This is a genomic window from Dyadobacter sp. BHUBP1 (assembly GCF_050587785.1).
Lineage (GTDB): Bacteria > Bacteroidota > Bacteroidia > Cytophagales > Spirosomataceae > Dyadobacter.
The window spans coordinates 584824-611820 of record NZ_JBOBIH010000003.1; the positions used below are offsets into that span (position 1 = coordinate 584824).

Here is a 26997-nt window from a genome sequence, read left to right on the forward strand (position 1 = left end):
TAGTAGGTTAAAAAATCGAGAGCTGTTTCTCTGTTTTTTTTGTTAACACTGCATAGGAACTGGGCTTTATACCTCGCAAATAAGGTACCATGGAGAGGATCGCAAATTTGATTTTTGTGATATAATAAGCGGAATTCTTCTTTTTAAACATGAGCTGTAAGACTTCGTCGTCATACAGGTAGGTAATATCCTTTATGACTTCAAAATTTTCAGATTTCAACAAAAACCGGAATAATGACGGTGTGTAAATGTTGATGTGGCCGTAGGAAAGAAAGTGCTCCAATTTCCGATCCACATAGAATGAAAAATCTATCGGTACTTCAAATATCTGGTATTTCGACACTCGTTTGATTTCCCTCAGCAAAACCCGCTCATGCTCGACATGCTCCAATACGTGAGAGCAAATGACCAGGTCGAAATGGTTGTCGGGATAGGGGATTTTGTACCCGTCGAACAGGAGGACACTTTTGAGGTTCCTGATATTCTTGGATTTGATCAACTCGATACCGCTTTCGGAAATTTCAATGCAGTTCAAATCATCGCAAAAATTCCATTGCGACAGCCAATTCAGAATGCTTCCTTCTCCGGCACCTACCTCCAATACATTTTTGAATTGGATCGATTTGGAAAGCTCAACGATGTTAAGCGCCTTATAGCGAGCGCCGGTGTTACGCCACTTTACGGAGTTTTCGTCATATTGACTTGAATATGAATCTTTTATATTGTCGGATATCTGCATGTGGCCGAATGCGAATTTGTTTTAGAGTGTGCAAAATAAGTGAATCGAATCCAGAAGTTTTCTAGTCATTAACTACTAAAATCTTAAATACTTCGGAACCGACGGTCAGAAAGTAGATGCCGTCCTGCAATGACTCTGTTGAAATTTCCTTATCGGGAAGGACCGGGGATTCCTTAACGATAATGCCCTGCCCGTCCTTGATATAGTACGGCTGGTTCTGATTTTTCGCGCGAATACTCAGGCGGCCGCGTGAAGGATTCGGGTAAACTGCGACGGCTGGTTCTTTACTCTGTACAACGACCATTTTTGAATAGGTGGAAGTTCCGTCCCAATCGATCTGTTTCAGGCGATAGTAAGTTAATGAATGGGGAGTTGGGTCGGTAAATGAATAATTCAGCGCTCGCCAGCTATCTGTACTGCCCTTCACAAAGCCGATTTTTTGGAATGACTTGCCATTAGAACTCTTTTCTACCTCAAAGCCCTTGTTGTTTATTTCAGAGGCTGTTACCCATTTGAGCACATTTCCCTCCATTTTACTTTCACCTGAAAAACTGACCAGGTCTATTGGCAACTTAGCGCATTGGGTTGCCAATTCTTGCCCGGTATTGCATCCCGTGGCATTGGAAGTCACAAAGAAAGATGCTGCATTAGCATTCAGGATTGCGCAGATGGAGCGGATTGCGCATTCAGATAAGTTTGGGTTGTTCTGAATCTGGATTTGGCTGGCCAATTCAAGGCTATCCAGTCCGGTTAGCGAAGTAAGGGCATTGTTGTTGGTGATATTTAAATAGTAGCCGATATTTTTCAAATTGCCGAGGCCTTGCAGGTTGGTAAGCAAGGGATTGTATCCGATGTAAAGATAACCTGTGGTACTTGTCAGTGATTTCAGGCCATCGAGGTTCAATAGTTTGTCATTCAGGGCTATGGAAACTGAATTGGCAGTGGTAATATTGCGAAGACCGGACAGGCTTTCCAGCATAGGATTGGCACCTACCGACAGGAAGTCGGTGACAGAAGTAATTTTATTAAATACTTCAACACTGGTTAAAACCGGATTGTAAACGACTCTCAGGTAACTATTTACATAGGAAAGGGATTGCAAGCCCGAAAGATCTGTAAGCGACTGATTTCCTTCTACATTAATCCCATTGTAAATGTTGGTGAGAGCACCGAGTCCGTCTACATTTAATAAGGCGGGGTTGTTATTGATCGTTAGACGGCCGTTTATGTCCGTCAACGCGCCTAATCCACTCATGTTTGGAAGTGTTGGGTTATTAATGATCGTCACGTCGCCCATAACATGGGTTATATTGGAGAGGCCATTCAGATTTGTAATGTCGGCCCCCGAGACGAACACACTTCCCGAGATTGTCTTGCACCCGGGATTTTGAATTTTGAAGTTATCAAGTTGCTGCTGGCTTGTGAATTCAGGTGCGTTGCAGCTCTGCGCATTTAGGAATTGAGAAAAAAGGCAAATTGAGATTAACAGGTAAATCTTCTTCATATTTGAAAGTGTTTAAACGTTGAGTGAATTCTTTTATTAGCTATGCTAACTGTTTCAAAGGTATCATCTCATTTCCAGTGTTCAAAGCATTTTGTGCCGACCTGTTTACAAAAAGCCCCACCTCAGGCAGAGGCGGGGCTGTTGTTTTTCGTATGAAAACAGGAAGCTCAATCGTAGCTCAAACCATATTGCTTCAACACATCTTCCGGAACGCCTTCCCATACATTCGGCGTGTTGCCTTTATAACCCAGGTCGGCTATACCGATTTTAGATGTGTAGAAACCGGAAGCCGTCAGGTTACGCATCAAATTGAAGAATGCGACACCCTGGCTGTGAATAGGCTTCGCTTTTTGAGGGTATGCGATATCGTCTACGATTTGGATTTGCTGGGCTTTGGTGGCCAATGTAAATCCTTTGCCGAAGCGGTTGAGTGATTCTCTTTCGAGCCAGCGCAGGCCGCCACGGATCGGCGTCTGATGTTGAGGCATGTCCTTCACAATGAAGTCGATAAACTCCACTACACCCGCCTGGGATGCGCTGGCGGAAGTTGCGTCGGCTGGGATGATAATGTCCACCAAAACTTTGATAGTAGCCAGTTCGGCCGTGGTCAAAAATTTCTCTTTGGCCAGTTTAGCATCGCGGATCGCTTCTTCTTTTGTGCGTCCTCCCGGAATTTTAAGCGGGGTTTCCGGTGGGTTTTGAGTTTCGAGGTCCCGCTGTTCGGCAAGGGCCACCTGAGGGCTCAATGCGGCTATCCCCAGCGAGCTTAGGGTCAGTGACTTTAATGAATCTCTGCGTTTCATATGCTTATGATTTGAACAGGGTTCAAATGTTAGATATTTTTCTGTTTAACCTGATTGATAATGTATTCTGAGGCACGCATGGAGAGCGCCAGGATTGTCCAGGTTGGGTTTTTGTCGGCTTGAGACACGAACGAACCACCATCTACCACAAATACGTTTTTAGCGTCGTGTGCCTGCGAGAACTTGTTCAATGCGGACGTTTTCGGATCGTCGCCCATTCGAACAGTTCCTACTTCGTGGATGATGCGTCCAGGAGCTGCCAGACCGTAGTTGGTATCCGCGCCCGGCTTGGTTCCGTTTGCTACGCCGCCCAATGCATGGATAATCTCCTCGAAAGTATCGTGCATGTGCTTTGCCTGCTTAATCTCGTAGTCAGACCATTTGTAGTGGAAGCGCAATACCGGAATACCGAATTTGTCGACTACATTCGGGTCGATTTCGCAGTAGTTATTATAGTCAGGCACCGCTTCGCCTCGACCTGCCATGCCGATGTTGGCACCGTAGAAACGACGGTAATCCTCCTTCAGCGACGCACCGTAACCTCCCGCTTCTTTCATAACACCGGCTTTGGTCGGATATTTACCATTCAAGTTCTCGATACCGGAGCCGAATCCATAGCTAGGCATGCCCATACCGCCGCCGTACTCGATGTGGTAACCGCGGGGGAAGTCGAGTTTTTTGTTATCAAGCCACCACGGGGTGTACACGTGCATACCGCCTACGCCGTCTTCATTATAGCGCTTACGGTCCATCAGGTGGGGCAGGAATGCACCGCGTGATGCGCCGGTCGAATCATGGAGGTAACGACCTACCACGCCGCTGGAGTTCGCCAGACCGTTTTGATGACGGGCCGATTTCGAGTTGAGCAGCAAGCGTGCAGATTCTGCGGCCGAGGCGGCGAGTACCACCACTTTCGCCTTAACAGTGTGCTCGGTTAGTTTTTCCCGGTCAATGTACGAAACGCCGGTTGCCAGTCCCGTTGAAGGGTCGGTCAGCACCTCGCGGCACATCGCATTGTTGATCAAGGTTACGTTACCGGTTTTGATTGCTGGAATACACAATACCGATGATGACGAGAAATCCGCATACGCCTGACACGCGCGTGCGCACTGGCTGCAATAAAAACAAACACCACGCTGATCGTTGATCGGTTTGGTAAGGATCGACAGACGTGACGGGATTACCGGAATATTTGCCTTTTTACCTGCCTGTTTAAGGAAAAGCTCGTGCAGGCGTGGCTTCGGCGGAGGAAGGAAGATGCCGTCCGGTTCGTTGTCCAGACCTTCTACGGTCCCGAAAACACCGATAAGCTTGTCTACCTGATCGTAATAAGGTTTTACATCGTCGTAGCTGATCGGCCAGTCGTCGCCAAGGCCGTCGATGCTTTTTCGTTTAAAGTCTTTTGGACCGAAACGCAGGGAAATGCGTCCCCAGTGATTGGTACGGCCTCCGAGCATACGGGATCTGAACCAGTCGAATTGCGTTCCGTTTTTGTGTGTATAGGGTTCTCCCTCGATTTCCCATCCACCCCAGGCTGCATCGAAATCACCGAAAGGGCGGTGGGTACTTGCGCCGCGGCGTGGGGATTCGTAAGGCCATTTCAGTTGAGTAATGTATTTTGGATCGGCAGGATCGAAATATCCACCTGCTTCCAAAAGAGCCACCTTGGCACCCGCTTTGGCAAGTTGATAAGCTGCCATTCCGCCTCCCGCGCCCGAGCCGATAATCGCGACGTCGAAAACGGTAGGTTGTTCTTTGATTTGAAACATAGTAAAGGGTTGTTTAGATAGTACTATTTAACCAATAAATATAAACACGTATCAGGTAACGCAGTGCCAAGTCTCCGACATTCCAGAGTTATTTAAAAACAATCTAAATGCGGATATTCGGATTTCTTCCGCGCCGCCGTATTTTTGTATTTTAAAAACAGAATTATATTTTGGCAGTTACAGGCAGCGATCTCCACGTCGCAAAAGAATTTCTGATAAAAGGCGAATTAGTAGCCATTCCTACCGAAACCGTTTACGGGCTGGCGGGCAATGCATTGAACGAAAAAGCGGTACTTTCTATTTTCGAAGCAAAGAACCGGCCCGCATTCGACCCGCTCATTATCCATACTGATTCCATCGAGAAAGCGGCTATCTACGTGTCGGACATCCCCGAAAAGGCCCGGGTGCTGGCCAGCCGATTCTGGCCAGGACCACTGACTTTGTTGTTGCCTAAAAAAGACATTGTGCCCGACCTGGTGACATCGGGGCTCGATACAGTGGCGGTGCGGATTCCCAATCACCCGCTTACGCTCGAACTGCTTAGCCAACTCAACTTCCCGCTTGCAGCGCCAAGCGCGAATCCGTTCGGCTACATTAGCCCTACCAAGCCTGAGCATGTAGCGCAGCAGCTCGGCGACCGCATTCCTTATATTCTCGACGGTGGTGAATGCGAGGTGGGTATCGAGTCGACGATTTTAGGTTTTGAAAATGATGAAACCATTGTGTACCGCCTCGGAGGTTTGGATATCAATGAAATAGAATCGTTGGTTGGGCCGGTGGTGCTGATGCCGCATTCCACCTCCGATCCCAAGGCGCCGGGAATGCTCAAAAGCCATTATGCCCCCCGAAAACCGCTGCATTTGTACAGAAGGGATGAAATCGTACCCGGCGGTGCGGAAACCGGCTATTTGATGTTCGACCGGTACCTGGAAGGAGCCGACCGGAAATACCAGCGTTTGCTCAGCCCAAACCGTGATTTGAAAGAAGCTGCGCATAATCTTTTCGCATACCTGCGGGAGCTGGATGCATTGGCTGTTTCGGAAATTAAAGCGGAGCTGGTGCCTTCCAGCGGGTTGGGACTAGCTATCAATGACCGATTGCAGCGTGCTTCAGTGCCTGCCTGACAATGGCTATTTGAAAAATTGCTGGTGGAAATTCATCAGGAAGACCTCGTCAGTGGCACGGGTAATAGCCGTGTAAAGCCACCTGACAAACTCGGTATTAATTTGCTCTTCGGGTAAATATCCCTGATCGATAAACACCGCGCTCCACTGTCCTCCCTGCGCCTTATGACACGTGAGCGCGTAGGCGAACTTCACCTGTAATGCATTCAGATACGGGTCTTTTCGTAACGCTTCGACGCGGTCTTTTTTGGATTTGATATAAAAATAATCCTGCTGGACGCTCTCATAGAGCTTCTTGTTGTCTTCTGCGGACATTGATGCCGAGGGTGAATGCAGCGTGTCGAGGAAAATCTTCGCGTCGAATTCAGGCTGTTTTTCGTAGTCAGTCAGCCTCAATGTCACGTCGGCAAACCGGAAGCCGTGCATTTCCTGGGTTTTGCGGATTTTCAGCAGCTCCACGAAGTCGCCGTTGGCGATGAAGCCGGCGGGGGAGTCTTCATCAAGGATATTGTAATTGTTTCTAACGACCATCAACCGGTCACCGGCATCGAGCTCGTCTTCCGAAAAATTAATAACCCGCCGGATGTATTCATTGTACTGAACGGCCGCTTTGTTGGAACGCGTCAGAATAATCGAGTTCTCAGTACCATATTTATCGTACGCATATCGGAGGCCTTCTTCCAGTTTTTCGCCCGTCATTTTGAAAACATCGCGGTAGGAGCGGGTGGTAATATGAATATCAGCCGCCTCGGAGCCTAGTTGGTTGCGTAGCTGGGTGGCGTTGAAAAGAATGCCGGATTGCTCGTCCTGGCGCATGACCTCCTTTAATTCCTCCTGAAAAACAGACATATAGAATGTCCTTTCCAGATAATCGCCGTCCAATGCGGGGCTTAGTTCCTTTCCGACCGGCGGCAGCTGGGCGGTATCGCCGACGAGCATCAGCTTGTTGCCCGGGTTTTCAAATACAAATTCAACCAGGTCGGCCAGCAGGCTGCGGCTCCCGAAATCGGCATCGTCGGTGATCATGGACGCTTCATCGACGATGAACAGGGTATTGTCGTGGTAATTTTTCTGCCGCTGGAAGGTCAATGTGCCTGAAAACGCATCGGCTGTCTGCTTGTAAATCTTCTTATGGATCGTGAGTGCGATCTTTCCGGAGTAGCCTGACATCACCTTTGCTGCCCGGCCTGTGGGAGCGAGGAGTACCGACTTATAGCCGAAGTTTTTCAACACCTTAATGAGCGTACTGATGATCGTGGTTTTACCCGTCCCCGCGTAACCTTTGAGCAAAAAACAGTCCCTGTAACGTTCAAGCCCCTTTTCTTCAATCAGAAAATCATTGGTCTTCTCGAAGAAACGAAGTTGCCCCTCGGTGGGCCTGAAAGGGAATTGTCCGCGCAGTAACTGGGAAGGCAAAAGTTTGTCGGTGTCCATGGAACGAATCTAACGCAAGGATTTCGATTATCAAAAACCGATTTTTTAACAAAATAATACTCATATTTTATTGGACTTTATTAGGTCAAATCCATATATTAGACTCCCTTATCTGAAAATCCCAAACCTAAACATCTATGCTGGTACAACATGTAATGGGCAACAAGCCTGTCAATGCGATTTGGTCGGTTACGCAGGACAACACAGTGTTTGAGGCTCTGGAACTCATGGCCGAGAAGAACATTGGGGCAGTTTTGGTACTTGAAGATAATGAATTGATCGGCATTTTTTCCGAGCGCGACTATGCACGCAAAGTGATTTTGCAGGGCCGCGGTTCGAGGGACACGCTGATCCGCGACGTAATGACCAGCAAGGTGATTACCGTGGAGACGGACGAGAAAATCGAAGAATGTATGCAGATCATGTCCGACAAGCACATTCGGCACTTGCCGGTGAACCGCGACGGCCAGCTGGTGGGCATCATTTCGATCAACGACATCGTTTCCGCGATCATACATGAGCAGAAAGAGCATATTAATACGCTCGAAAGCTACATTTCCGGAAGCCCGTACTCCTGATCCTTCTTTCGTTTTCCGGCGGAATTACCATTTGACCACCCGTAGCCGACCTGCCGGAAACGGAGAGGTAGAATTATGTCTTGCCTATTCTGGCCGGATGGTTATCTTTGCCCGTTCAAAAAACAGCTTTTGCAAGCGCTAAATGCCGACATAGGGACTATTTACGGGGGCTCCGTGCGTGTGCGCGTGTGCGGGATCTGCGTGCATGAGGGCCGTATTTTGCTTGTGAACCAGGCACTTTATGGGCCCGACGGCATATTCTGGTCGCCTCCCGGCGGTGGTGTTTACTTCGGCGAAACGGCTGAGCACGCATTGGTCCGCGAATTCCGGGAGGAGACGGGCCTGGATGTGGTGATTGGAGAGTTGCTGTTTGTCAATGAGCATGTTGCGGATCCGCTGCACGCAGTAGAGCTGTTTTTTGAAATTAGATCCTTTGAGGGAAGTCTGATGTCGGGCTTTGATCCGGAACTGGCAGCCGACGGGCAGATTATCCGTGATGTTCGTTTCTTGACCTGGGAAGAAATCACCGCGTTTCAGCCGGAACAGCGGCACCGCGTCCTGAATATGGCAGGCTCGCTGGCTGGAATTTTTGAACTCAACAAGTATATTTCCGGAAACTAACGCCGGCATAAACATTAAACAATACCACCCGACCACGTGGCAAATTCTGAAAACCAGTTAATAGAAGTTATTCCGACGCTGTTGGTAGGAGATAATTCCTTCGATGCGGCCAGTATCCCGCTTTGTACGCTCTGTATCGAGCTGGATGAGCGGCGTATCCGCTTTTGCATCGTCAGGGATGAGAATATGGAATGCATCTGGCTGGAAGACTATTTCTTTGAGAATGCACTCACACCTACGGAAATTTTCGAACGGCTAAAACGGATTTTCAGCGGACACTTGTCGTGGTCGTCCAACAACTGGAATAATGTTCGCGTAACAGTGAACTCTCATGCGTTCACGCTCGTGCCCAATGTGCTGTTCCGGGCTGAATCGGCTTACGAATATCTTAGTTTTGCCCTGGGCAACCCAGTTTCGAAGCACGAAAAAGTGCTTTGGCACGATTTGCCGCTGGTGCACGCGCAGAATGTTTTCAGCATTCAGGAACTTTGGTACGACTGGGTTGTGAACCATTTCAGCTCGTCGACGGTCACATTCTATCACCTTACGAGCGCATTGGCCATCGGGTCTCTGGTGAACCATGTGGAGCACCAGGAAATGCGGATGATGTCGTTGTATTTCGAAAAAGATCATTTCACGCTGGTGGTAAGCGAAAGCCAGCAACTGCTGCTTTGCAACCGCTTTAAATATGCTCAGGTTCAGGAGCTTGCTTACATTGTCCTGTTCACATTGAGCCAGCTCAATATCCTGCCGGAGGAGATCAAAGTGCTCTGCTACGGAGAAATCACGCCGACATCGGAATCATATCAGGAGCTTTCAAGGTTTTTCCCGAACTTGCATATGGGTACCCGGCCGACAACGCTGAAATATAGCCCGCAATGTGCCGAAGTGCCCGGTCACCGGTATTTCGGATTGTTCAATACTTATCTCATTTCCTCCTAAAATTCCTCCTATGACTCGTATCGCATTATTTCCGGGCTCGTTCGATCCTTTTACCAAGGGTCACGAGGATATTGTCCTGCGTGGCCTGCGGCTGTTTGATCAGGTGGTGATCGGGATCGGTAACAATGCTACCAAGAAGCGTTATTTCCCGCTGGAAGTGATGAAGGATATGATTGAAAAGACATTCTCCTCCGAGCCGAATGTGAAAGTCATTACCTACGACGACCTGACGGCCCATACGGCCCGGGAACTGGGGGCGAGGTTTCTGTTGAGGGGGCTGCGGAATACGACCGATTTTGAATATGAGAACGGCATCTCACAGGTGAACCGGTATTTGTATGAGGAGATCGAGACGGTTTTTCTGATCACGTCGCCCAGTCTGGCGCCGATTAGTTCCAGTATTATCCGCGACCTGCACCGTTACGGACAGGCCGTGGACAATTTTCTTCCCTATTCATTATCCGAACTAAACAAGGCCGAACAGAATACTTAAACTACTCGGAAACCGCTTTTCAGGATTCTTTCAGATTGTGGATCTTATTGAGGCTGTCGACCACGTAGCGGATCGAGCTGTATGATTGTATCAGCAACGGTTTTACTTCAGACGGCTCGTACCAATCCAGCTTTTCGATCTGCTCTTCGGCCTGCGGGGCCATTTGAGAATCGTCTAGGCAATCGAGCAAGTACCATTTAGTGCGTTTCAGGATGCGGCTGTTGTTCAGCGTGTAGGTATGCCAGGTGGTGCAAATTTTGTCGCGGATCAGCGCCTTCACGCCAGTTTCCTCCTCGATTTCGCGTGTAGCCGCTACTTTGGAATTTTCGCCTTTATCGAGCTTGCCTTTGGGCAGGTCCCACATTTTGCGGCGGTACATGAAGAGCCATTTGCCATCTTTCACCACCACGCCGCCTGCGGCCTTGATCACCTTATACTGTGCTTTGATTTTGTCCTCAACCTCCGATTTTTCACGCGTAGCCATCGTGATCGAAAGCATGTCTTTCGGAAACTCTTTTTCGAGCATCTGAATCACCTGAATGGCACTGGTAGTAGTGGAATTCAGGAACAGGACGTGACCTGTCAGCATGCTTCTCTGCAACTTTTCAAGCCTGAGATCTACGATATGTTCAAAACGCGATGTTTCGGCGGCAGACAACTGATTGGTCCGTACAATTCTGACTGGACGGTCGTCGAAAAAAATGATCATTTTGGAATGGGTACGTGAATGGATCGCAAAATTAAGTAAAGAGTTTAGTTTAGGCAGAGATTATTATTGATAAATTTGTATTTGTAACAACTAAACAGTTCTTGGAACTCCTTATAATTCTACTGCTGGTGCTGCTCAATGGCCTTTTTTCCATGTCTGAGATAGCACTGGTATCCTCCCGGAAATCGCGCCTGGAAGCAGCCGCCAAGAATGGCGATTCGAGCGCGAAAGCCGCATTAAACCTCGCGAATTCACCTACCAAATTTCTTTCCACCGTTCAAATCGGTATTACGCTCATCGGTTTGCTGACCGGTATGTACAGTGGGGACAATATTACTGCCGATTTTGAGCAAATCATTTCCCGTGTGCCCGCACTGGTGCCTTATGCGCATTCGCTCGCGGTAGGTACGGTGCTGGTAGTGATTACTTACCTGTCGCTCGTGCTGGGAGAACTAGTTCCCAAACGCATCGGGATGTCCAATCCGGAAGCTATTTCGAAGGTAATGGCTACGCCCATGAACCTGCTTTCAAAAGTAACGGCTCCTTTTATTGCTTTGCTGGGTTTTTCGAGTGATTTAATCATCCGGATTTTGAATATCAAACAAAGTGAGAATGCGGTAACCGAGGAGGAAATCAAAAGCCTGATCCAGGAAGGTACTTCCGGAGGCGTTTTCGAAGAAATCGAGCAGGAAATCGTGCATAATGTATTCCAGCTCGGCGACCGCAAGGTGACCTCATTGATGACCAACCGGCAGGAAATCGTCTGGCTCGACCTGGAAGATACTGTAGAGGAAAATAAGGCGAAGATACTCGACGCCCGGCACTCCATTTACCCGGTTTGCCGCGGTAATGTCGACGACGTAGTAGGGCTGGTGTATGTTAAGGATCTGATAGCTACCGACCTCGAAGTGCAAATGGAGCATTTGAATACCATTATGCGCGATCCGGTATATCTGCCGGAAAGCAACCGTGCCTATCAGGCACTCGAAAAATTCAAGGAGCAGCGCGTGTATTACGGCATTATCGTGGACGAATACGGAGGTACGCTCGGCGTGGTGACCATGCATGATATTATGGATGCATTGGTGGGTGATATTTCCGAGGACATCGAAGAGGCCTCCGAAATTGTAAAACGCGAGGATGGCAGCTACCTGATCGACGCGCAGTTGCCTTTCGATGATTTTATTCAATATTTCAATATCAATATCCAGGAAAATGAGCGCCGGGAGCTGGTAGGCTTTAATACGCTCGGCGGTTTTGTGCTGCACGTCCTGGAAAACATTCCTCAAACCGGCGAGAAGTTCAATTGGAGGCATTTCGAATTCGAGGTCATCGATATGGACCGCAGCCGCATAGATAAGCTTTTAGTAACCAACCATAACAAACAGGAAGAATCCGAAGATTAATAATGTCGAACGATCTGGATATTACCAAACGAATCGCCGAGCTGCTTTTGGAAGCGCAGGCCATCAAACTCAGTCCCGAAAAGCCGTTCCAATGGAGCTCAGGCTGGTTTTCACCGATTTATTGTGACAACCGCATGGCATTGTCATACCCTGATACCCGCACCTTCATCAAAAAGGCGCTGGCTGAGCTGATCCGTGCAAAATATCCAAATGCCCAGGCGGTAGTAGGCGTTGCGACCGGCGGGATTGCGCAGGGTGCATTGGTAGCTGACCTGCTCGAACTGCCCTTTGCGTATGTACGCCCTGAGCCGAAAAAGCATGGAATGGGTAATCAGATAGAGGGCAGATTGGAAAAAGGGCAGTCGGTGGTGATCATCGAAGATCTGATTTCGACCGGCGGAAGCTCTCTGAAAACGGTTGACGCACTCCGCGAAGCCGGTATCGAAGTAGCAGGAATGGTGGCGATATTCACCTATGGTTTCCAGGTAGCGGCCGACAATTTCACTGCGAAAAACGTCCAGCTCGACACCATCAGCAATTACAATGCATTGATCGAGGTTGCGTTGGAGCACAAGTACATCGACGCTTCCCAACTTGAAAGCCTCGCTAAATGGAGAGTAGCGCCGGAGCAGTGGGGGAAATAAGTAAACTTCGGCAATCGGCTATCGGCTTTCGAATAGTTTAAAGCCGACGGCCGATTGCCGATTGCCGAAGTACACACTCTACCCTCGATGATTATCAAGGCTTTCGTACAGTCCTCCAAACGCCTCCTCCTTCACTCCGTCGGATTTCAGGAATTCGTGCGGGAAGCCTAGTTCAATTTTACTCACTTCATGAAGTTTTTGCAGGGCTTCCTCCGGGAGGCGGAAGTTTAAACAGCCTAGTGAATCTACGAGCTGGCTCTCTTTGGAAGCGCCTATGATCGGAATCATGACCTGATCGCGGTGGCGCGTCCAGTTGATCGCTACTTGGGCAGGGGTTACGCCAAGTTCGGCGGCCACGTTCACAACTGTTTGTGCAATCAGACTGCTGTGCTCGCTTCTGCGGGTACTATGGTCGGGTACCCGGCCGGTTTCGCCTCTCAGGTACTTGCCCGTCAATGCGCCTCCGCCGATCGCTCCCCAGGGGGTTACGGCAAGGTCCAGGGCTTTTGCCATGGGTAGCAGGTCGCGTTCGGGCGTACGTTGCAGGAGAGAGTATTCGAACTGAATGGCTGCAAATGCATTCCAGCCGCGAAAATCGGCAATGGTGTTGGCTTGCGAGACAATCCAGGCCGGTGTGTCGGAAATACCGATGTAATGCACTAATCCGCGGGTGACGAGGTCGTCAAGGCCGCGCATCACTTCTTCGGCAGGCGTGGTATTGTCCCACATGTGTACCCACAGAAGATCAATGTATTCGGTATTGAGGCGTTTGAGGCTCGATGTTACCGAACGCATCATATTTTTGCGGTGGTTGCCAGCGAAATTCAGATCGTCGTTACGGTCTTTTAGAGTGAACTTGGTAGCCAGTACCCAATGGTCGCGGTCGCTTTCGATGAATTCGCCTACATATTTTTCCGAGGTACCCTCGGTATACCGGTTCGCGGTGTCGATGAAATTGCCGCCTGCGTTGGCAAAGGCCTCGAAAATCTTGAAGCTTTCATGCTTGTCCGCTCCCCAGCCCCAGTCTTTTCCGAACGTCATGGCTCCAAGGCAAACTTCCGATACCCGTAAACCCGAGCGGCCTAATAATTGATAACGCATAGTGATCTGATGATAATTTTAAATGAGGATATAGCTTCGTAAACTTATCTGACAACGTTGCTTTTTGTATTGCAAAGTTATACCCTTACCCGCCAAATGTATTTATATTGTACCAAATTTTGGATCTTTTACACCACACTCAATGATCGACGTTGCCTATCCTTACTTTGATACCAATCTCAGCTGGCTTTCGAACAATTACAGGTTGCTGCTGGAAGCAAATGACGAAACGGTACCGGTAAGGGAGCGGTTGCGGTTTTTGGGTATCTATGCCTATCAAACGAAGGAATTCTACCGGGTACGTATCCCGAACCTGCTCGCGATGGGGGAAGTCAGCAACGATATCCGTTCCAAACTGAACATCTTCCCGGAGTCGCTCCTCGAACATGTTTACGAGACGGTTGAAAACCAGCTCCGCGAGTTTAACGACATTCTGATATCCGGAATCCTGCCCGCGTTGCTCGAACAAGGCGTGCATTTGTATTACCGCGAAGCATTTGTGTCCGAACATGCCGCATTTGTGAGACGTTTTTTTCTCGATAAGCTGTTTCGTTATTTACAGCCCGTATTCCTGGACAGCCGCCGTACGCTCAAAACACCCGCGTTTGAATCAAAACAGCTGTACCTGATCGTGCGGATGCAGCACCGGGAAGACGCCGAGGAAGACTGGTATGCGTCGGTGAATGTGCCTACGGAGCCTTACGGCCGGTTTCTGGAATTGCCCGAATGGGAAGGGAGGCGCCACGTGGCATTTTTGGAGGATGTGATCCGCGAAAACTTGCCGGTGCTTTTTCCGGGGTATAATATCCTGGAAAGCTATGCATTGCGTGTCGAACGGGAAACCGAGTTGACGATCGAGGACGAATATCCGATGCAGGTTGCGCAACGCATTCTGAAACAGCTTGAAAAGCGGAATTTTGTGCAGCCATCGCAGTATTTCTATGAATCTGGAATGCCGCTGTATGTGCGTGAATACCTGGTAGGAAAGGTGGCGATTCCGATGAACGACTTCCATGAACGCGGTGATTACCTGTTCATGCAGGATCTGGCCAGGTTTCCGGTATTGTCCAGGCGGCTCGACTATCCATACCAGCGGCCGGTTCAGAACCCCGAGTTCGAGGAAACGAAGTCGGTTTTCGAGGCCATTCAACGGGCCGACCAAATGCTGCATTTACCTTACCAGTCTTATGAACCGATTGTACGGTTCTTCAACGAGGCAGCTGTGGATCCGCACGTGCGCGAGATCCATGTTTCGTTGTATAAGATCAGTCCCAATTCATTTATTCTGAACTCATTGATCAGTGCTTCCAAAAACGGGAAGCGCGTCACAACCTATCTGGAGCTAAATACCAAACTGGATATTCAGGAAAACCTGCAGTGGTCTAAAAAAATGCGCGATGCGGGGGTGAAGATCCTCCTGAGTGTACCGGGACTGAAAGTGCATGCGAAAATGGCGCTGGTAAAGCGCAAGGTCCAAAAGGGGTGGGAGCGTTATGCATTTCTAGGCACCGGTGGTTTTTATCGGCTGACAAGCCGTGAGATCGTCGATCATGCATTGCTCACCTCGCATCGTGAACTGACCAATGAGCTGGAACTGCTTTTCGGGTATTTGTCCACCCAGGACGAGCCGAAGAAGTACAAGTATTTGCCATTCAATACATTGCAGGTTACGCAGTTTAATCTCCAAAAGCGGCTGCTCGACTTGATGGACCGGGAGATCGCCAACTGCAATGCTGGGCTTAAATCGTTCATTACCATTAAAATCAACCAGTTGCAGGACCATATTCTGATCGACAAGTTGTATCAGGCTGGTCAGGCTGGTGTGCCCGTACATGTGATCGTGAGCGAGAGTTGCGGATTGATCTCAGGCCTGCCTTCTATCAGTGACAATATCGTGGTGAGCAGGCACGTCGACCGATACATCGAAAACACGCGGATATTTCATTTTGGTAACCGCGGGAACGACGAAATTTACCTCACATCCTGTGACTGGACGCACCGGAACTTGCACAGGCGGATAGACATTTGCTTCCCCGTACTGGACGAAACACTGAAAAACCAGATGCGCACCGTGCTGAGAAACTATGTGAATGACAACCAGAAATCGGTGCGACTGGATCTCTATCAGAATAATTTACGCATTACCGACGATGCCCGCGGGAAGCTGCGCGCACAAGAGGCAAATTACCGGTTAGTGGAGAAAATTGAGCGGAACGGGCTCTCGCGGCGTTCAGAAATATAAGCTTTCCAACGGCTTAAAAAAATTTTATCAGCATTAAATTTCTGAATCGGCTGTCAGATTTAATGGACGGCGTTTGTAGAAAAGGTAAAGAAATTTCGAAGGACTTTTTTCATGGTCACCGGTTGCATGGTCTTGAAGTGTAAGGGGTATATCCTTATATTTGAAAACATATCATTCTGAATCAATCCTAAAAGACATTTTTAAGCATGGGAATAGTAGAGCGAAGAGAGCGGCTTAGAATACAGGTACGCTCAGACATCGTGAAGACAGCCAAGGACATAGCCCGCGAGGATGGATGGACGGCTGTTTCGATTCGCAAAATTGCTGATGTGATTGAATACAGCCCTCCTATTCTCTACGAGTATTTTGAAAGTAAAGACAAGCTCCTGGAAGCCATCCGTATGGAAGGATTCGACTACTTACAGACGGAGTTTGTGAAGATAAAAGGGCATTTCAGTAACCCCCAGAAACAACTGGTGGAAGTGGCACAGACGATCTGGCATTTTGCGGTCGAAAACCCGGAAGTTTTTCAGGTAATGTTCAATCTCGAAGGGGCCTATTGTGATTCGAAGAAAGCGTATTCACATGCGATGAGCATCAAGGACAACCCGGTCTGGGAAATGATCGCAGGCCTTCGCCCGAAATCGGGGGAGCTTGTTACCAAAACGTATTATGAATGGTGGTGCCTTACCTTCGGGTTTATCAGCATTACCATGACCACCCAGCCTCGTTACGCATTCCCGCAGGCCGAACCTGTGTATATGGAAGGCATCCGGAGATTCATCCGGAGCATTATGTAACAGAAGGCGAAGAATGTTGGCGTATCTCTATTTTGCTTTGGTGATAAACCAGTGAATATGGAGGTACGCTTTTCGTTAGCCAGGCATTTCCGCCGATGATCGAGTCATGGCCGATCACGGTTTCTCCCCCCAGAATTGTCGCATTGGCGTATACCACTACATTATCTTCAATTGTCGGATGACGCTTGTGTGATGCGAGCGACTTCGAAACGTGCGTCGCGCCGAGCGTAACGCCCTGGTAGAGCTTCACATTATTGCCGATGTGGGTCGTTTCTCCGATCACCACTCCCGTGCCGTGGTCGATGAAGAATGAATGGCCGATGGTCGCATTCGGGTGAATGTCGATCCCTGTTTGACTATGGGCAAACTCTGTGAGCATGCGCGGAAGCAGCGGAATGCCGCTCTTGGCAAAGGAATGCGCAAAGCGATAGGTGGCAATGGCCATAAACCCAGGGTACACCGAAATCACTTCTTCGATGCTGACGGAAGCAGGGTCGTTGTCGGTAATAGACTTGGCGTCGGTGAGGAGCGCCTCGTAAACACCGGGGATTTGCGTAAACACTTCGTCCAGTATTTCCTCTGTGTCACGTTCAAGCTGAGGCAGGAGCGGTTGCAGCATGCAGCTCAGGTCGTGGCGCAAATCGGCATATTTCATGGCCAGGTCCTTGGCCGGGCAGCTTGGGCAATCCTTGCTGATCGGGAAGAGGAAATTGATCAGGTTCTGGATAAATTTCCCCGCGTCCTGCCTTGAAGGCAGTTTGTACCGGTATTTTTCGTTCTGCGCGGACAGGCGCTCAAAGAAAAGTGCTTGCTGGGTGGCTGTCATTAAAATAGAGGTTAACCAATACCGTTAAACCATTGCTGGCATTGCTTTTGAGTATCCAACAACGAAATGCACCGAAAAATTTTGAGAGTGGCATCTTCTTTTTAAAAAAGGCCATTGATCAGTTTTTTCTCCCGATAAAATCGTATATTGAAATATCCTGTGAATTTAGGAAATAAGGCAAGATTCTTTACGGCGTATGTTAAGTTTTAAATTACTTCGTTCGGTTGTCCTGTTCCTTTCTTTATCCGTTTCACTAAGCTCCTGCTTTTCGCGGTACATTATTTCAGCCAAGGAAGTGCGGAGGCATTATGCAGATAAAAAGGTCAGGCCGAAGGAAATCTTCATCAAGAACGACACACTTTCACTTTCGCTGGCCAGCATAGGGCCTGATACGCTCCCGATGTTGCTGCTTATTCACGGTGCTCCCGGATCGCTGTGGGGATATATGAACCTGATGGACGACGAGGATCTGCAAAAGCATTTTCATATCGTGTCGGTCGATAGAGTAGGTTACGGTAAATCTCGGTTAAAAAAACGGCGGTATGTAACTTCAATCGAAACACAGGCTCATGCGTTGCTTCCGGTATTCTCGCTGAATAAAAGTAATCAGAAGGTAATCGTACTGGGGAGGTCTTATGGGGCGCCGATTGCGGCCCGGCTGACAGCCATGGCGCCCGACCAGGTGAAAGAGCTTATCATGGTCTCGCCGGTGATCGATCCTGAAACCGAGCGTTTCTTCTGGTTTTCCAAATGGGGCAGGATGAGTTTTATACAGCTTTTCCTGCCAAGAGCATTCAACGCGGCAACGGCCGAAAAATACAGCCACGCCGATGAGCTCCGTAAAATGCTGCCGGTATGGGAGCAACTCAGCGTCCCCACCACTGTGATCCAGGGCGGCAACGACTGGATAGCGGATCCGACGAACATCGATTTTGCCAAAAAACATATCAAAAGCAAACGCGCCCAATATATTTTCCTGTACAATGCGGGTCATATGATTACCTTTTCACATGCTGCGATGATCAAGGAAATGTTACTGAAAAGCAGATTGTTCCAGGATAAGATCACCGCATTGGGACGGAAAGGTGAAGAAATAGGAAACGAATAGGTTGTCCAACCTGCATTCAAGAAGAAAGCGGCAGATTATAGGACCTGCCGCTTTTCTGTTAATAATTAACCTATGGTAATACGTGAAATTGTATTTCACCTAAAACAACTATACTCCATAGGACGACATTCGTACCGGATACCATTACAAACGGTCGGCATTATCTTAGTACTTTCTGCGTCACCGAGTCTTTCGCGTTGCTTGCCCGGATCAGGTACATGCCTCGCGTCAGGTTACGCATATCAAATACTTCCTGTACGGAAATTTCGGGTGTCTTGCTGGCGATCTCAGTCAAAATGCGGCCATTCATATCAATCAGCTGCAAACGGATGATCGCCCGTTGCTTGCTGTATGCTTTTACCGTCACAAAATTCTCGGTAGGCACGGGGTATGCCTGGATAGCCATCGACACCTCCGAAGATGATACGGCCGGCGTAGAAGTGATCACACCACCATATTCCGATGATTCGTAGGGTGGTATTTCAACGGTGTCTCCTGGTTTGTCGATCACGGTCACCATTCCTTCCCGGTAGCTTTCGGAAATTTTAACACCGTCGCGCCATTCCGTAACAACCACGGCAAAAAGATAATTGCCCACCACTTCGGGTGCCGTCCAAACCAGCTTTTTCTGCGCTGCATCCACTTTAAATGTGCCGGTAGCGCTGATTTCGTTAGGAAATAAATAGCTATGATCCAGCATTCGTACGCCGCAAGTCCCCGGCGAAGGTTTACTTAGCCGAACTGCTCGCACGGTAATGCTGTCGTTATCCGCAACAGTTGGTTTTAAATCAACAGAGAAAACCTGCCGCACGCCTGCTTCGAAGGAAAGGTAGGGCAATATCGGCGTGGAATTTGGTTGTTGCGTGTTGATCACAGTCCAGATGAATTGGCTGGTACCAAGCGAATTGGGCAGGTTAAGAATTTCAGCGCTCCGCTGGTCGTTCGCATAGGATATCTGATAAATGCCGGAACTTCCATAGGTGTAGCTGCCCTCGTATTCCGCGACGATCACATTTCCCGGAAGTGGCTCAATACCGCTTACTACGCGCGGTAGATCAACCACATTTCCATCGCCCATACATACGCTGATCGTATTCGCCGTTTCACCCGTGCCGCCGAAATGCTGATCGATATATAGCCTTACCTTAATTTTGTAGCTTTGCCCTGACAAATACGTCGCCATAATCTCGCCCCCTTTTAGGTGGGTGGCCTTTGCGAACGTCACCGAAAGCAGGATCAGTAAGAGAATGCTGTAAACTGATTTCATATAGAGGAAAAAGAAGCCGTGAGGTTACATCGTAGTATATGTTCAAAACGCGCGGAAGGCGCGTTTTTGTATGGCTTCCTGAAAACAAACTGCTAGTCCTTATAAATCAATATTTCACGTTTGCCGTCACTTTTAATGTAGCCGCGGTACATTCCTTCGCTATTGAACGGCATCGCCACATTGCCATTCCGGTCGACTGCGATAACACCGCCCTCGCCGCCTCTCTCGACGAGCTTTTTCATCACCACTTCGTTGGCGGCATCTGTCAGGGAAAGTCCTTTATATTCCATGAGCGCCGAAATGTCGTGGGCAACGACGGAACGGATGAAATATTCGCCATGCCCCGTTGCCGAAACCGCACAGGTAGCATTGTTGGCGTAAGTGCCGGCCCCGATGATCGGTGCATCGCCGACGCGGCCGTACCGCTTGTTGGTCATGCCGCCCGTGGAAGTTCCCGCCGCCAGGTTACCATATTTATCCAATGCCACACAGCCCACCGTTCCGAATTTTTTCCCTTCTGTAAAAATGAGGTCCTCCGCGGAATGATGGCCAGTCTTGGGAGCTTTCTTAACTTCCTGTTTCTCCCTTCCTCCATTCTCCTCTTTCGCATTATGATCCAGCTCCGTCTTCTCCTGTGCTTTGGCACGTTCCAATGCTTTGTATCTGGCCTCGGTGTAGAAATACGACGGATCGACGATTTCCAGCCCTTTCTCTTTCGCAAATTGCTCGGCACCTTTGCCGGCCATCATCACATGCACCGATTGGTCCATTACCGCAATGGCCGCTGAAATCGGGTTTCTAATGGTCGTAACACCGGCTACCGCACCTGCTTTCAGTGTTTTGCCTTCCATAATGGCTGCATCCAGCTCATTTTTGCCTTCGCTCGTAAACACAGCGCCTTTACCCGCATTGAACAGCGGCGAATCCTCCATGACGTGAATGGCCGCTTCGACAGCCTGCACGCTGGTACCGCCCTTTTTGAGCACCTCATAACCTTCTTCCAACGCGGTATTCATTGCTTCGCGATATGCTTTTTCACGCTCGGGTGTCATGTTCGCGCGTGTGATCGTGCCTGCGCCCCCGTGTATGACGAGCGTGGTCTTGTCTGAAAAATCCTGCGCGAATGCAGAAATGCATGAGAAGGTGATCAACAGGGTAAGGGAAAGTCTTTTCATGGGATAGTAATTTGAGTGATAATTTCAAATCTAGTAACTAAAATCCTATATCCCTATCAGGCTGATAATCGGTGGAGTAAGCGTAGAATGCGCGAAAAGTGCTTTTTTTTAGCAGTAGAGCACATTCTACCGCTACTTTTGGTAGTTCTGATTAAAATTTATTAAAAAACCGAAAACTGATGAAAAAAGTAGTGCTTGGCCTGGGAGTTCTTCTGGGCAGCCTGTATGGTCCGGCTCATGCGCAGCAAACCGCTGATTGGAAGTATGTGCAAGGCAGGATCGTAACGCCCTGGGCGGAAAAGGTGGTGGCAGCAAACCCGCTTCCCGAATATCCCCGTCCGCAAATGGTACGACCGAATTGGCAGAATATCAATGGTCTGTGGAACTACGCGATCGTTCCCCAAAGCGCCGGCGATACCAAACCTTCCAGCTTCGATGGTAAGATATTAGTCCCGTTTGCCGTTGAGTCCGCATTGTCGGGCGTGGGCAGAACTGTGGGCAAAGATAGCATTCTCTGGTACCAGCGCTTAATCGATTTTGTACCGAAACTGAAAGACCAGCGCGTGTTGATCCATTTCGGAGCCGTCGACTGGAAAGCCGAAGTATTCGTGAACGGCAAACCTGCCGGAAGCCATCAGGGCGGTTACGATCCGTTCAGCTTTGATATTACCGACCTGCTTGTGAAGAAAAAGCAGCAGGAAATCGCCGTGAAAGTGTGGGACCCGAGCAGCGACGGCCCGCAGCCGCGCGGCAAGCAGATCAAGAATCCGCATGGGATCTGGTACACGCCGGTTACCGGTATCTGGCAGACGGTTTGGCTGGAAACGGTTGCAACAAGCCATATTACGAAAGTCACACCGGTGGCCGACATTGATAAACAAACTTTAACCGTAAATACAGAAGTTGCAAGCGCAGGAGCGGCTGATAAAGTGAAAATTACTGCCTGGGACGGCGTAAATAAAGTAGCTGAACAGGAGGTAGCGGCCAACCAGTCTGCTACGCTGAACATCAGCGATGCGAAACTCTGGTCGCCGGACTCTCCGAACCTCTACAATCTGACGGTGACGCTTACCCGTAATGGAAAGCCGGTGGACGAGGTGAAAAGCTACGCCGCTATGCGTAAAATAGGGGTTCAGGTGGATGAGAACGGCGTTCAGCGCATGACGCTGAACAACAAGTTCCTTTTCCAATATGGCCCGCTCGACCAGGGCTGGTGGCCGGATGGCCTCTACACCGCGCCTACCGACGAGGCATTGAAGTTCGATATTCTGAAAACTAAGGAAATGGGCTTCAACATGATCCGCAAACACGTGAAAGTGGAGCCCGCGAGATGGTACCGCTATTGTGATGAGCTTGGAATGCTCGTATGGCAGGATATGCCGAGCGGTGACCTGGGTAATAACTGGGAAATGCGTCCGGGAATTACAGGCAACGAAACCGACAAAAAACGTACGCCGGAATCTGAAAATATTTACAAAACAGAATGGAAGGCCATTATGGATGCCAACCGTTTCTTCCCGTCAATCGTCGTTTGGGTGCCGTTCAACGAGGCGTGGGGACAATTTAAAACGGCTGAGATCACTAACTGGACCATGCAGTACGACCCCTCGCGCCTGGTAAACAGCGCCAGCGGCGGAAACTTCGAGCCGGTAGGGCACATTATCGATTTGCACAACTATCCCGCGCCGGTCATGCCGCGCCCCGATTTGTTTGGTCAGAAGCAAATTATTGTTTTGGGAGAATTTGGTGGCCTCGGCTTGCCAGTGGATCAGCACGTTTGGCAGCAAAAAGATAACTGGGGTTATCAGAGTTTTAAAAATCAGGAGGAGCTCTATAACCGTTATGCGACGTTTATCGACCGTTTCGAACCTTTGATTAAAAAGGGGCTTTCAGCGGCGGTTTACACGCAGACGACCGATGTGGAAGTGGAGACCAATGGTTTGATGACTTACGATCGCAAGGTGGTTAAATTCCCTGAGACGAAGTTGAAGCAGATCCATTCTAAACTTTATGATCCTTCATTTGTGAAGTTGAAACCGTAAATCAGGTAACGCATTCAAGCAAAATAGCCCGGAGCGATCCGGGCTATTTTAATTTTAACAATATCAAAAAAACGTTACTTGCCTTTCATCTGCGCTTCCACGACGGCAATCGCCACCATGTTCACGATTTCCCGCACCGAGCTGCCCAATTGCAGCACGTGTACCGGCTTTTTCAGGCCCAGCAGGATTGGTCCGATCGTTTCGAGTTCCGCAGCTTCTTTCAGCAGGTTGTAAGCAATGTTACTGGCCGAAAGATTCGGGAAAATCAAGGTATTCGCGCCGCCGTCCACCAAATCGCTGAACGGGTGATTTTCCTTTAACAAGGCGGTATTGAATGCAAGGTGCGCCTGCAATTCCCCTTCCACAATCATCGACGGGTTACGTTTTTTCAGGATCGCGGTCGCATCCCGCATTTTTTCGGCGTCGGCGCCTTTGGCACTGCCGTAATTGGCATAGGTTACCAATGCAATGCGCGGCTGGATGTTGAAACGCTCTACGGCCTTCGCAGTCAGTTCGGTGATTTCCACGATATCATCGACAGTCGGATCGAGGTTCACGGTCGTGTCGGAGAAGAACAAGGGGCCTTTCGGTGTGAGCAAAATATACATACCGGCCACTTTGTTGACGCCTTCCTGCTTACCGATCACTTGCAGCGCGGGGCGGATCGTGTCGGGGTAGGTCCTTGTGAGACCCGAAATGAACGCGTCCGCTTCGCCGTTTTCGACCATCATCGAGCCGAAATAGCTTTTGAAATACATCGTACGGCGCGCTTCGATCGGCGTGAGGCCTTTTCTTTGGCGCTTTTCGAACAGTTTCGCAGCATATTTTTCGATCATCGGCTCGCTCTCCGGCGCACGAGGGTCGATGATCGACACGTCGGCCAGGTCAAGCTTGCTTTCGCGGATTAAATGCTGGATGGTTTCTTTATTACCGAGCAGAATAGGGGTTGCGATACCTTCGTCGCGTACCTGCTGAGCGGCGCGCAATACCTGGATGTTTTCCGCATCTGCAAAAACCACCTTTTTAGGCGCGAGCTTCGCTTTGTTGAGGATCACGCGCGAAATCTGCTCGTTGAGTCCCAAACGGCTCGAAAGTTCCTGTTCGTAAGCATCCCAGTCGGTGATTACCCTGCGCGCCACGCCGGTTTCAATCGCGGCTTTCGCCACAGCAGGGGCCACGGTCGTCAGCAAGCGGGGGTCTACCGGTTTGGGAATAATATAGTTTTTACCAAAAACGATATTGGTTTCATTGTAAGCCAGATTTACGATGTCCGGAACCGGCTTTTTGGCCAGATCGGCCAGGGCGTGCACGGCTGCGAGTTTCATTTCCTCGTTGATTTCCGTCGCGCGTACGTCGAGCGCGCCCCTGAATATGTACGGGAAGCCCAGCACGTTGTTCACCTGGTTCGGATAATCGGAGCGGCCGGTAGCCATGATCACGTCTTCACGTGCTTCCACCGCGTCGGGATAAGGAATTTCAGGGTTGGGGTTAGCCATTGCGAGCACGATCGGGTCTTTCGCCATGGATTTTACCATTTCCTTCGAAACGATATTGGCGGTGGAAAGCCCCAGGAACAGGTCGGCGCCTACCATGGCTTCTTCCAGTGATTCGTATGCCTTATCTGTCGCGAATTGCTTTTTCATATCGCTCAAATCGGTCCGGCCGTTGTGGATGTGGCCTTTGGTATCGAACATAGCGATGTTCTTCGGACTGGCGCCCAATGCGAGGTAAAGCTTCGTACACGATACCGCGGAGGCACCCGCGCCCGAGACGACCACGCGGATATCTTCGATCTTTTTGTCGACGAGCACTAATGCATTCAGCATGGCTGCGGCGCTGATAATCGCTGTTCCATGCTGGTCGTCGTGCATGACGGGGATATTGAGCTCTTTTTTAAGTCGGGCTTCAATATCAAAACATTCAGGGGCCTTGATGTCTTCGAGGTTGACACCGCCGAAAGTAGGTTCGAGTATCTTGACCGTTCTGACAAACTCGTCGACGTCTTTGGTGTTGAGTTCTATGTCGAAAACGTCGATATCCGCATATATTTTAAAGAGCAGCCCTTTTCCTTCCATCACAGGTTTTGAAGCTTCCGGACCGATATCACCCAAGCCAAGTACAGCGGTACCGTTGCTGATAACAGCTACCAGATTGCCCTTGGCGGTGTATTGATAAGCGTTTTCTACATTATCCGCGATTTCCAGACAAGGCTCTGCCACTCCGGGCGAATAGGCAAGCGAAAGGTCGCGTTGGGTACTCGTTTCTTTGGTGGGGATAACCTGTATTTTTCCTGGCCTACCCTTGGAATGGTAGTACAGCGCGTCTTCTTTTCTAATCTTTTTGTTCATACTTAAGTTGACGATGTTTCGTGCAAGGTACAAACAATCGGTTCATCGCAATGAATTCTCAGAAGGTATTCGCGAGAATTTCATTGCGGTTTTTTTGAGACACGCGGTTACATCATTTATTGGAAAGTGGAGAGGTCGTCGTCGGCCAATGATGGGCTTTTGACCAATTTTTTACGCTCTTTGACCGAAGCAATGCGTTTTTTGAGAAAATAGGCAAACACCATGTACAATCCGAACATGCCGATGTAAATGTACAGCGAAGCCGTATTGGTAATGTCGCCATGGAATGTGAAAAACAATGCCGTATTCACGATAGTCACCATCCAGAGGGTGAACGATGCCCAGAAGTGGTTCAGGCCGTTGTCGATCAGAATATGGTGCATGTGGTTACGGTCGGCGACAAATGGCGAGCCGCCTTTGAAAATACGGACAATAAAGACCCGCAGCGTATCGAAAATCGGTACAATGAGCAGTACCATAACGATAATCGGCGCATTGAAATAAGCATTAGGATCGTGCAGGTAACCGACATTGAGCGAGAGGAATTCCACTGCGAAGATCGAAAGCAGGTAGCCGACGATCAGCGAACCGGTGTCGCCCATGAAAATCTTGCTGGTTTTGGAAAAATTGAAACGAAGGAAACCAAGTAGCGAACCCGACATCGCAAATGCGAGGCAGCCGAACGAGAAATGATCGTTGGCGATAAACCAGATCCCGAACCCGAGGCCGGCGATGAGGCTGATACCACCTGCCAGACCGTCGATCCCGTCGATGAGGTTGATCGCATTGATAATCGCGATGAATATGAAAACGGTAAGCGGGATGCTGATAAAGTCCGAAACGCCGTGAATGCCGAAGATACCGTAAAAATTATCGACCTTGAAGTTACCCATCGCAACAAGGATCAGCGACGCAAAAATCTGGATAATGAGCTTCTTGGTCGGGTCCACTGCCAGGATATCATCCTTAATCCCAAGGAAGAACAGAATGATCACACCTGTCATGGCCAGGCTGATCAGGTTCGAATCGAGGATATTCTCCGAATGCGGCCACAGGAAGTAGGCAATCAGCGTGGCTGCAAATATGGCAATGCCCCCTAAAGTGGGCGTTTCCGTCTCATGTGAGCTCCTGAAACCCGGCTTTGCAGTCAAATGCAGCAGGTTGGAGAGGTTAATGATAATCGGTATCGAAATGATCGAAAGAAAGCATCCGATCAAAAAGGAAAGAAGGCATTGATAAATGTCGTGATGGACAAGCGTATTGACGTTTCCTTCAGTCAATATTTGCAGAGGTAGTTGTAGTTCCATGTGCCTGTCAAATTA

The 26997-nt window shown here is 49.2% G+C and carries 23 protein-coding genes; 11 read left to right on the forward strand and 12 right to left on the reverse strand.

The window, feature by feature from the left end; genetic code table 11:
- Positions 1-7: 7 nt before the first annotated feature.
- The 4 genes from ACQ4MZ_RS14665 to ACQ4MZ_RS14680 form a co-directional block, all read right to left on the reverse strand.
- Complete coding sequence (locus ACQ4MZ_RS14665) at positions 8-739, reverse strand: class I SAM-dependent methyltransferase (RefSeq protein WP_430845822.1); 732 nt, start codon at positions 737-739, stop codon at positions 8-10.
- 61 nt (positions 740-800) lie between these two features.
- Positions 801-2243 (reverse strand): T9SS type A sorting domain-containing protein, encoded by a 1443-nt coding sequence (locus ACQ4MZ_RS14670; protein ID WP_430845823.1) that lies wholly within the window; start codon positions 2241-2243, stop codon positions 801-803.
- A 167-nt stretch (positions 2244-2410) separates the two neighbouring features.
- Positions 2411-3046 (reverse strand): gluconate 2-dehydrogenase subunit 3 family protein, encoded by a 636-nt coding sequence (locus ACQ4MZ_RS14675; protein ID WP_430845824.1) that lies wholly within the window; start codon positions 3044-3046, stop codon positions 2411-2413.
- Between the two features lie 29 nt (positions 3047-3075).
- Complete coding sequence (locus ACQ4MZ_RS14680; RefSeq protein ID WP_430845825.1) at positions 3076-4815, reverse strand: GMC family oxidoreductase; 1740 nt, start codon at positions 4813-4815, stop codon at positions 3076-3078.
- Between the two features lie 170 nt (positions 4816-4985).
- On the opposite strand from ACQ4MZ_RS14680, the gene ACQ4MZ_RS14685 reads away from it, so the two are divergent.
- On the forward strand, positions 4986-5939 hold the full coding sequence (locus tag ACQ4MZ_RS14685; protein ID WP_430845826.1) for an L-threonylcarbamoyladenylate synthase: 954 nt from the start codon (positions 4986-4988) through the stop codon (positions 5937-5939).
- A gap of 6 nt (positions 5940-5945) precedes the next feature.
- On the opposite strand, the gene ACQ4MZ_RS14690 is transcribed toward ACQ4MZ_RS14685, so the two are convergent.
- Positions 5946-7373 (reverse strand): ATP-dependent DNA helicase, encoded by a 1428-nt coding sequence (locus tag ACQ4MZ_RS14690; protein WP_430845827.1) that lies wholly within the window; start codon positions 7371-7373, stop codon positions 5946-5948.
- Between the two features lie 155 nt (positions 7374-7528).
- On the opposite strand from ACQ4MZ_RS14690, the gene ACQ4MZ_RS14695 reads away from it, so the two are divergent.
- The 4 genes from ACQ4MZ_RS14695 (at position 7529) to coaD (ending at position 10007) form a co-directional block, all read left to right on the forward strand.
- The gene (locus ACQ4MZ_RS14695) at positions 7529-7951 is read left to right on the forward strand and encodes a CBS domain-containing protein (RefSeq protein ID WP_409012754.1); all 423 of its coding nucleotides are present in this window, start codon (positions 7529-7531) and stop codon (positions 7949-7951) included.
- Between the two features lie 75 nt (positions 7952-8026).
- Positions 8027-8572, forward strand: a complete 546-nt coding sequence (locus ACQ4MZ_RS14700; protein ID WP_430845828.1) for an NUDIX domain-containing protein — start codon at positions 8027-8029, stop codon at positions 8570-8572.
- 36 nt (positions 8573-8608) lie between these two features.
- Positions 8609-9514: a DUF3822 family protein gene (locus tag ACQ4MZ_RS14705; RefSeq protein ID WP_430845829.1), complete on the forward strand. Its 906-nt coding sequence runs from the start codon at positions 8609-8611 to the stop codon at positions 9512-9514.
- A 10-nt stretch (positions 9515-9524) separates the two neighbouring features.
- Complete coding sequence (gene coaD / locus ACQ4MZ_RS14710; protein WP_430845830.1) at positions 9525-10007, forward strand: pantetheine-phosphate adenylyltransferase; 483 nt, start codon at positions 9525-9527, stop codon at positions 10005-10007.
- Between the two features lie 19 nt (positions 10008-10026).
- Here the strand turns inward: coaD and ACQ4MZ_RS14715 are convergent, their stop codons facing one another.
- Positions 10027-10716, reverse strand: coding sequence for an NUDIX hydrolase (locus ACQ4MZ_RS14715; RefSeq protein WP_430845831.1), 690 nt, complete (start codon positions 10714-10716; stop codon positions 10027-10029).
- Positions 10717-10817: 101 nt separating this feature from the next.
- On the opposite strand from ACQ4MZ_RS14715, the gene ACQ4MZ_RS14720 reads away from it, so the two are divergent.
- Both ACQ4MZ_RS14720 and pyrE read left to right on the forward strand, forming a co-directional pair.
- Positions 10818-12122, forward strand: a complete 1305-nt coding sequence (locus tag ACQ4MZ_RS14720) for a hemolysin family protein (RefSeq protein WP_430845832.1) — start codon at positions 10818-10820, stop codon at positions 12120-12122.
- A 2-nt stretch (positions 12123-12124) separates the two neighbouring features.
- A complete protein-coding gene (gene pyrE, locus ACQ4MZ_RS14725; RefSeq protein WP_430845833.1) occupies positions 12125-12766 on the forward strand; it encodes an orotate phosphoribosyltransferase in 642 nt (213 codons plus the stop codon).
- 78 nt (positions 12767-12844) lie between these two features.
- Here the strand turns inward: pyrE and ACQ4MZ_RS14730 are convergent, their stop codons facing one another.
- On the reverse strand, positions 12845-13867 hold the full coding sequence (locus ACQ4MZ_RS14730; protein ID WP_430845834.1) for an aldo/keto reductase: 1023 nt from the start codon (positions 13865-13867) through the stop codon (positions 12845-12847).
- Positions 13868-14009: 142 nt separating this feature from the next.
- Here ACQ4MZ_RS14730 and ppk1 point away from each other — a divergent pair, with 142 nt between their 5' ends.
- Positions 14010-16109: a polyphosphate kinase 1 gene (ppk1, locus tag ACQ4MZ_RS14735; protein ID WP_430845835.1), complete on the forward strand. Its 2100-nt coding sequence runs from the start codon at positions 14010-14012 to the stop codon at positions 16107-16109.
- Positions 16110-16315: 206 nt separating this feature from the next.
- Positions 16316-16909 carry a TetR/AcrR family transcriptional regulator gene (locus ACQ4MZ_RS14740; protein ID WP_430845836.1) on the forward strand — a complete coding sequence of 198 codons (594 nt, stop codon included), beginning with the start codon at positions 16316-16318 and terminating at the stop codon, positions 16907-16909.
- On the opposite strand, the gene epsC is transcribed toward ACQ4MZ_RS14740, so the two are convergent.
- Entirely contained in the window at positions 16902-17735 is an 834-nt protein-coding gene (gene epsC, locus ACQ4MZ_RS14745) for a serine O-acetyltransferase EpsC (RefSeq protein ID WP_430845837.1), read from the reverse strand. The genes ACQ4MZ_RS14740 and epsC overlap by 8 nt on opposite strands.
- A 196-nt stretch (positions 17736-17931) precedes the next feature.
- On the opposite strand from epsC, the gene ACQ4MZ_RS14750 reads away from it, so the two are divergent.
- Complete coding sequence (locus ACQ4MZ_RS14750) at positions 17932-18843, forward strand: alpha/beta fold hydrolase (protein WP_430845838.1); 912 nt, start codon at positions 17932-17934, stop codon at positions 18841-18843.
- 160 nt (positions 18844-19003) lie between these two features.
- Here the strand turns inward: ACQ4MZ_RS14750 and ACQ4MZ_RS14755 are convergent, their stop codons facing one another.
- Both ACQ4MZ_RS14755 and ACQ4MZ_RS14760 read right to left on the reverse strand, forming a co-directional pair.
- Positions 19004-20110, reverse strand: a complete 1107-nt coding sequence (locus ACQ4MZ_RS14755) for a T9SS type A sorting domain-containing protein (protein ID WP_430845839.1) — start codon at positions 20108-20110, stop codon at positions 19004-19006.
- 92 nt (positions 20111-20202) lie between these two features.
- Positions 20203-21285 (reverse strand): isoaspartyl peptidase/L-asparaginase family protein, encoded by a 1083-nt coding sequence (locus ACQ4MZ_RS14760; protein ID WP_430845840.1) that lies wholly within the window; start codon positions 21283-21285, stop codon positions 20203-20205.
- Between the two features lie 179 nt (positions 21286-21464).
- Between ACQ4MZ_RS14760 and ACQ4MZ_RS14765 the strand changes: the two genes are divergently transcribed.
- The gene (locus ACQ4MZ_RS14765; protein WP_430845841.1) at positions 21465-23327 is read left to right on the forward strand and encodes a glycoside hydrolase family 2 protein; all 1863 of its coding nucleotides are present in this window, start codon (positions 21465-21467) and stop codon (positions 23325-23327) included.
- Positions 23328-23401: 74 nt separating this feature from the next.
- Here ACQ4MZ_RS14765 and ACQ4MZ_RS14770 read toward each other — a convergent pair whose 3' ends face one another.
- Both ACQ4MZ_RS14770 and ACQ4MZ_RS14775 read right to left on the reverse strand, forming a co-directional pair.
- Positions 23402-25675 carry an NADP-dependent malic enzyme gene (locus ACQ4MZ_RS14770; RefSeq protein WP_430845842.1) on the reverse strand — a complete coding sequence of 758 codons (2274 nt, stop codon included), beginning with the start codon at positions 25673-25675 and terminating at the stop codon, positions 23402-23404.
- 116 nt (positions 25676-25791) lie between these two features.
- Positions 25792-26982 carry an MraY family glycosyltransferase gene (locus tag ACQ4MZ_RS14775; RefSeq protein WP_430845843.1) on the reverse strand — a complete coding sequence of 397 codons (1191 nt, stop codon included), beginning with the start codon at positions 26980-26982 and terminating at the stop codon, positions 25792-25794.
- Positions 26983-26997: the final 15 nt, after the last annotated feature.

Excerpts from the sequence above, each read along its gene's own strand:
- epsC (WP_430845837.1), bottom strand. The coding sequence starts at position 17,735 with ATGACAGCCACCCAGCAAGCACTTTTCTTTGAGCGCCTGTCCGCGCAG.
- ACQ4MZ_RS14770 (WP_430845842.1), bottom strand. The coding sequence starts at position 25,675 with ATGAACAAAAAGATTAGAAAAGAAGACGCGCTGTACTACCATTCCAAG.
- ACQ4MZ_RS14700 (WP_430845828.1), top strand. The coding sequence starts at position 8,027 with ATGTCTTGCCTATTCTGGCCGGATGGTTATCTTTGCCCGTTCAAAAAA.
- ACQ4MZ_RS14715 (WP_430845831.1), bottom strand. The coding sequence starts at position 10,716 with ATGATCATTTTTTTCGACGACCGTCCAGTCAGAATTGTACGGACCAAT.
- ACQ4MZ_RS14775 (WP_430845843.1), bottom strand. The coding sequence starts at position 26,982 with ATGGAACTACAACTACCTCTGCAAATATTGACTGAAGGAAACGTCAAT.
- ACQ4MZ_RS14675 (WP_430845824.1), bottom strand. The coding sequence starts at position 3,046 with ATGAAACGCAGAGATTCATTAAAGTCACTGACCCTAAGCTCGCTGGGG.
- ACQ4MZ_RS14680 (WP_430845825.1), bottom strand. The coding sequence starts at position 4,815 with ATGTTTCAAATCAAAGAACAACCTACCGTTTTCGACGTCGCGATTATC.
- ppk1 (WP_430845835.1), top strand. The coding sequence starts at position 14,010 with ATGATCGACGTTGCCTATCCTTACTTTGATACCAATCTCAGCTGGCTT.
- ACQ4MZ_RS14750 (WP_430845838.1), top strand. The coding sequence starts at position 17,932 with ATGTTAAGTTTTAAATTACTTCGTTCGGTTGTCCTGTTCCTTTCTTTA.
- ACQ4MZ_RS14740 (WP_430845836.1), top strand. The coding sequence starts at position 16,316 with ATGGGAATAGTAGAGCGAAGAGAGCGGCTTAGAATACAGGTACGCTCA.
- ACQ4MZ_RS14695 (WP_409012754.1), top strand. The coding sequence starts at position 7,529 with ATGGGCAACAAGCCTGTCAATGCGATTTGGTCGGTTACGCAGGACAAC.
- ACQ4MZ_RS14760 (WP_430845840.1), bottom strand. The coding sequence starts at position 21,285 with ATGAAAAGACTTTCCCTTACCCTGTTGATCACCTTCTCATGCATTTCT.
- pyrE (WP_430845833.1), top strand. The coding sequence starts at position 12,125 with ATGTCGAACGATCTGGATATTACCAAACGAATCGCCGAGCTGCTTTTG.
- ACQ4MZ_RS14665 (WP_430845822.1), bottom strand. The coding sequence starts at position 739 with ATGCAGATATCCGACAATATAAAAGATTCATATTCAAGTCAATATGAC.
- coaD (WP_430845830.1), top strand. The coding sequence starts at position 9,525 with ATGACTCGTATCGCATTATTTCCGGGCTCGTTCGATCCTTTTACCAAG.
- ACQ4MZ_RS14755 (WP_430845839.1), bottom strand. The coding sequence starts at position 20,110 with ATGAAATCAGTTTACAGCATTCTCTTACTGATCCTGCTTTCGGTGACG.
- ACQ4MZ_RS14690 (WP_430845827.1), bottom strand. The coding sequence starts at position 7,373 with ATGGACACCGACAAACTTTTGCCTTCCCAGTTACTGCGCGGACAATTC.
- ACQ4MZ_RS14765 (WP_430845841.1), top strand. The coding sequence starts at position 21,465 with ATGAAAAAAGTAGTGCTTGGCCTGGGAGTTCTTCTGGGCAGCCTGTAT.
- ACQ4MZ_RS14670 (WP_430845823.1), bottom strand. The coding sequence starts at position 2,243 with ATGAAGAAGATTTACCTGTTAATCTCAATTTGCCTTTTTTCTCAATTC.
- ACQ4MZ_RS14730 (WP_430845834.1), bottom strand. The coding sequence starts at position 13,867 with ATGCGTTATCAATTATTAGGCCGCTCGGGTTTACGGGTATCGGAAGTT.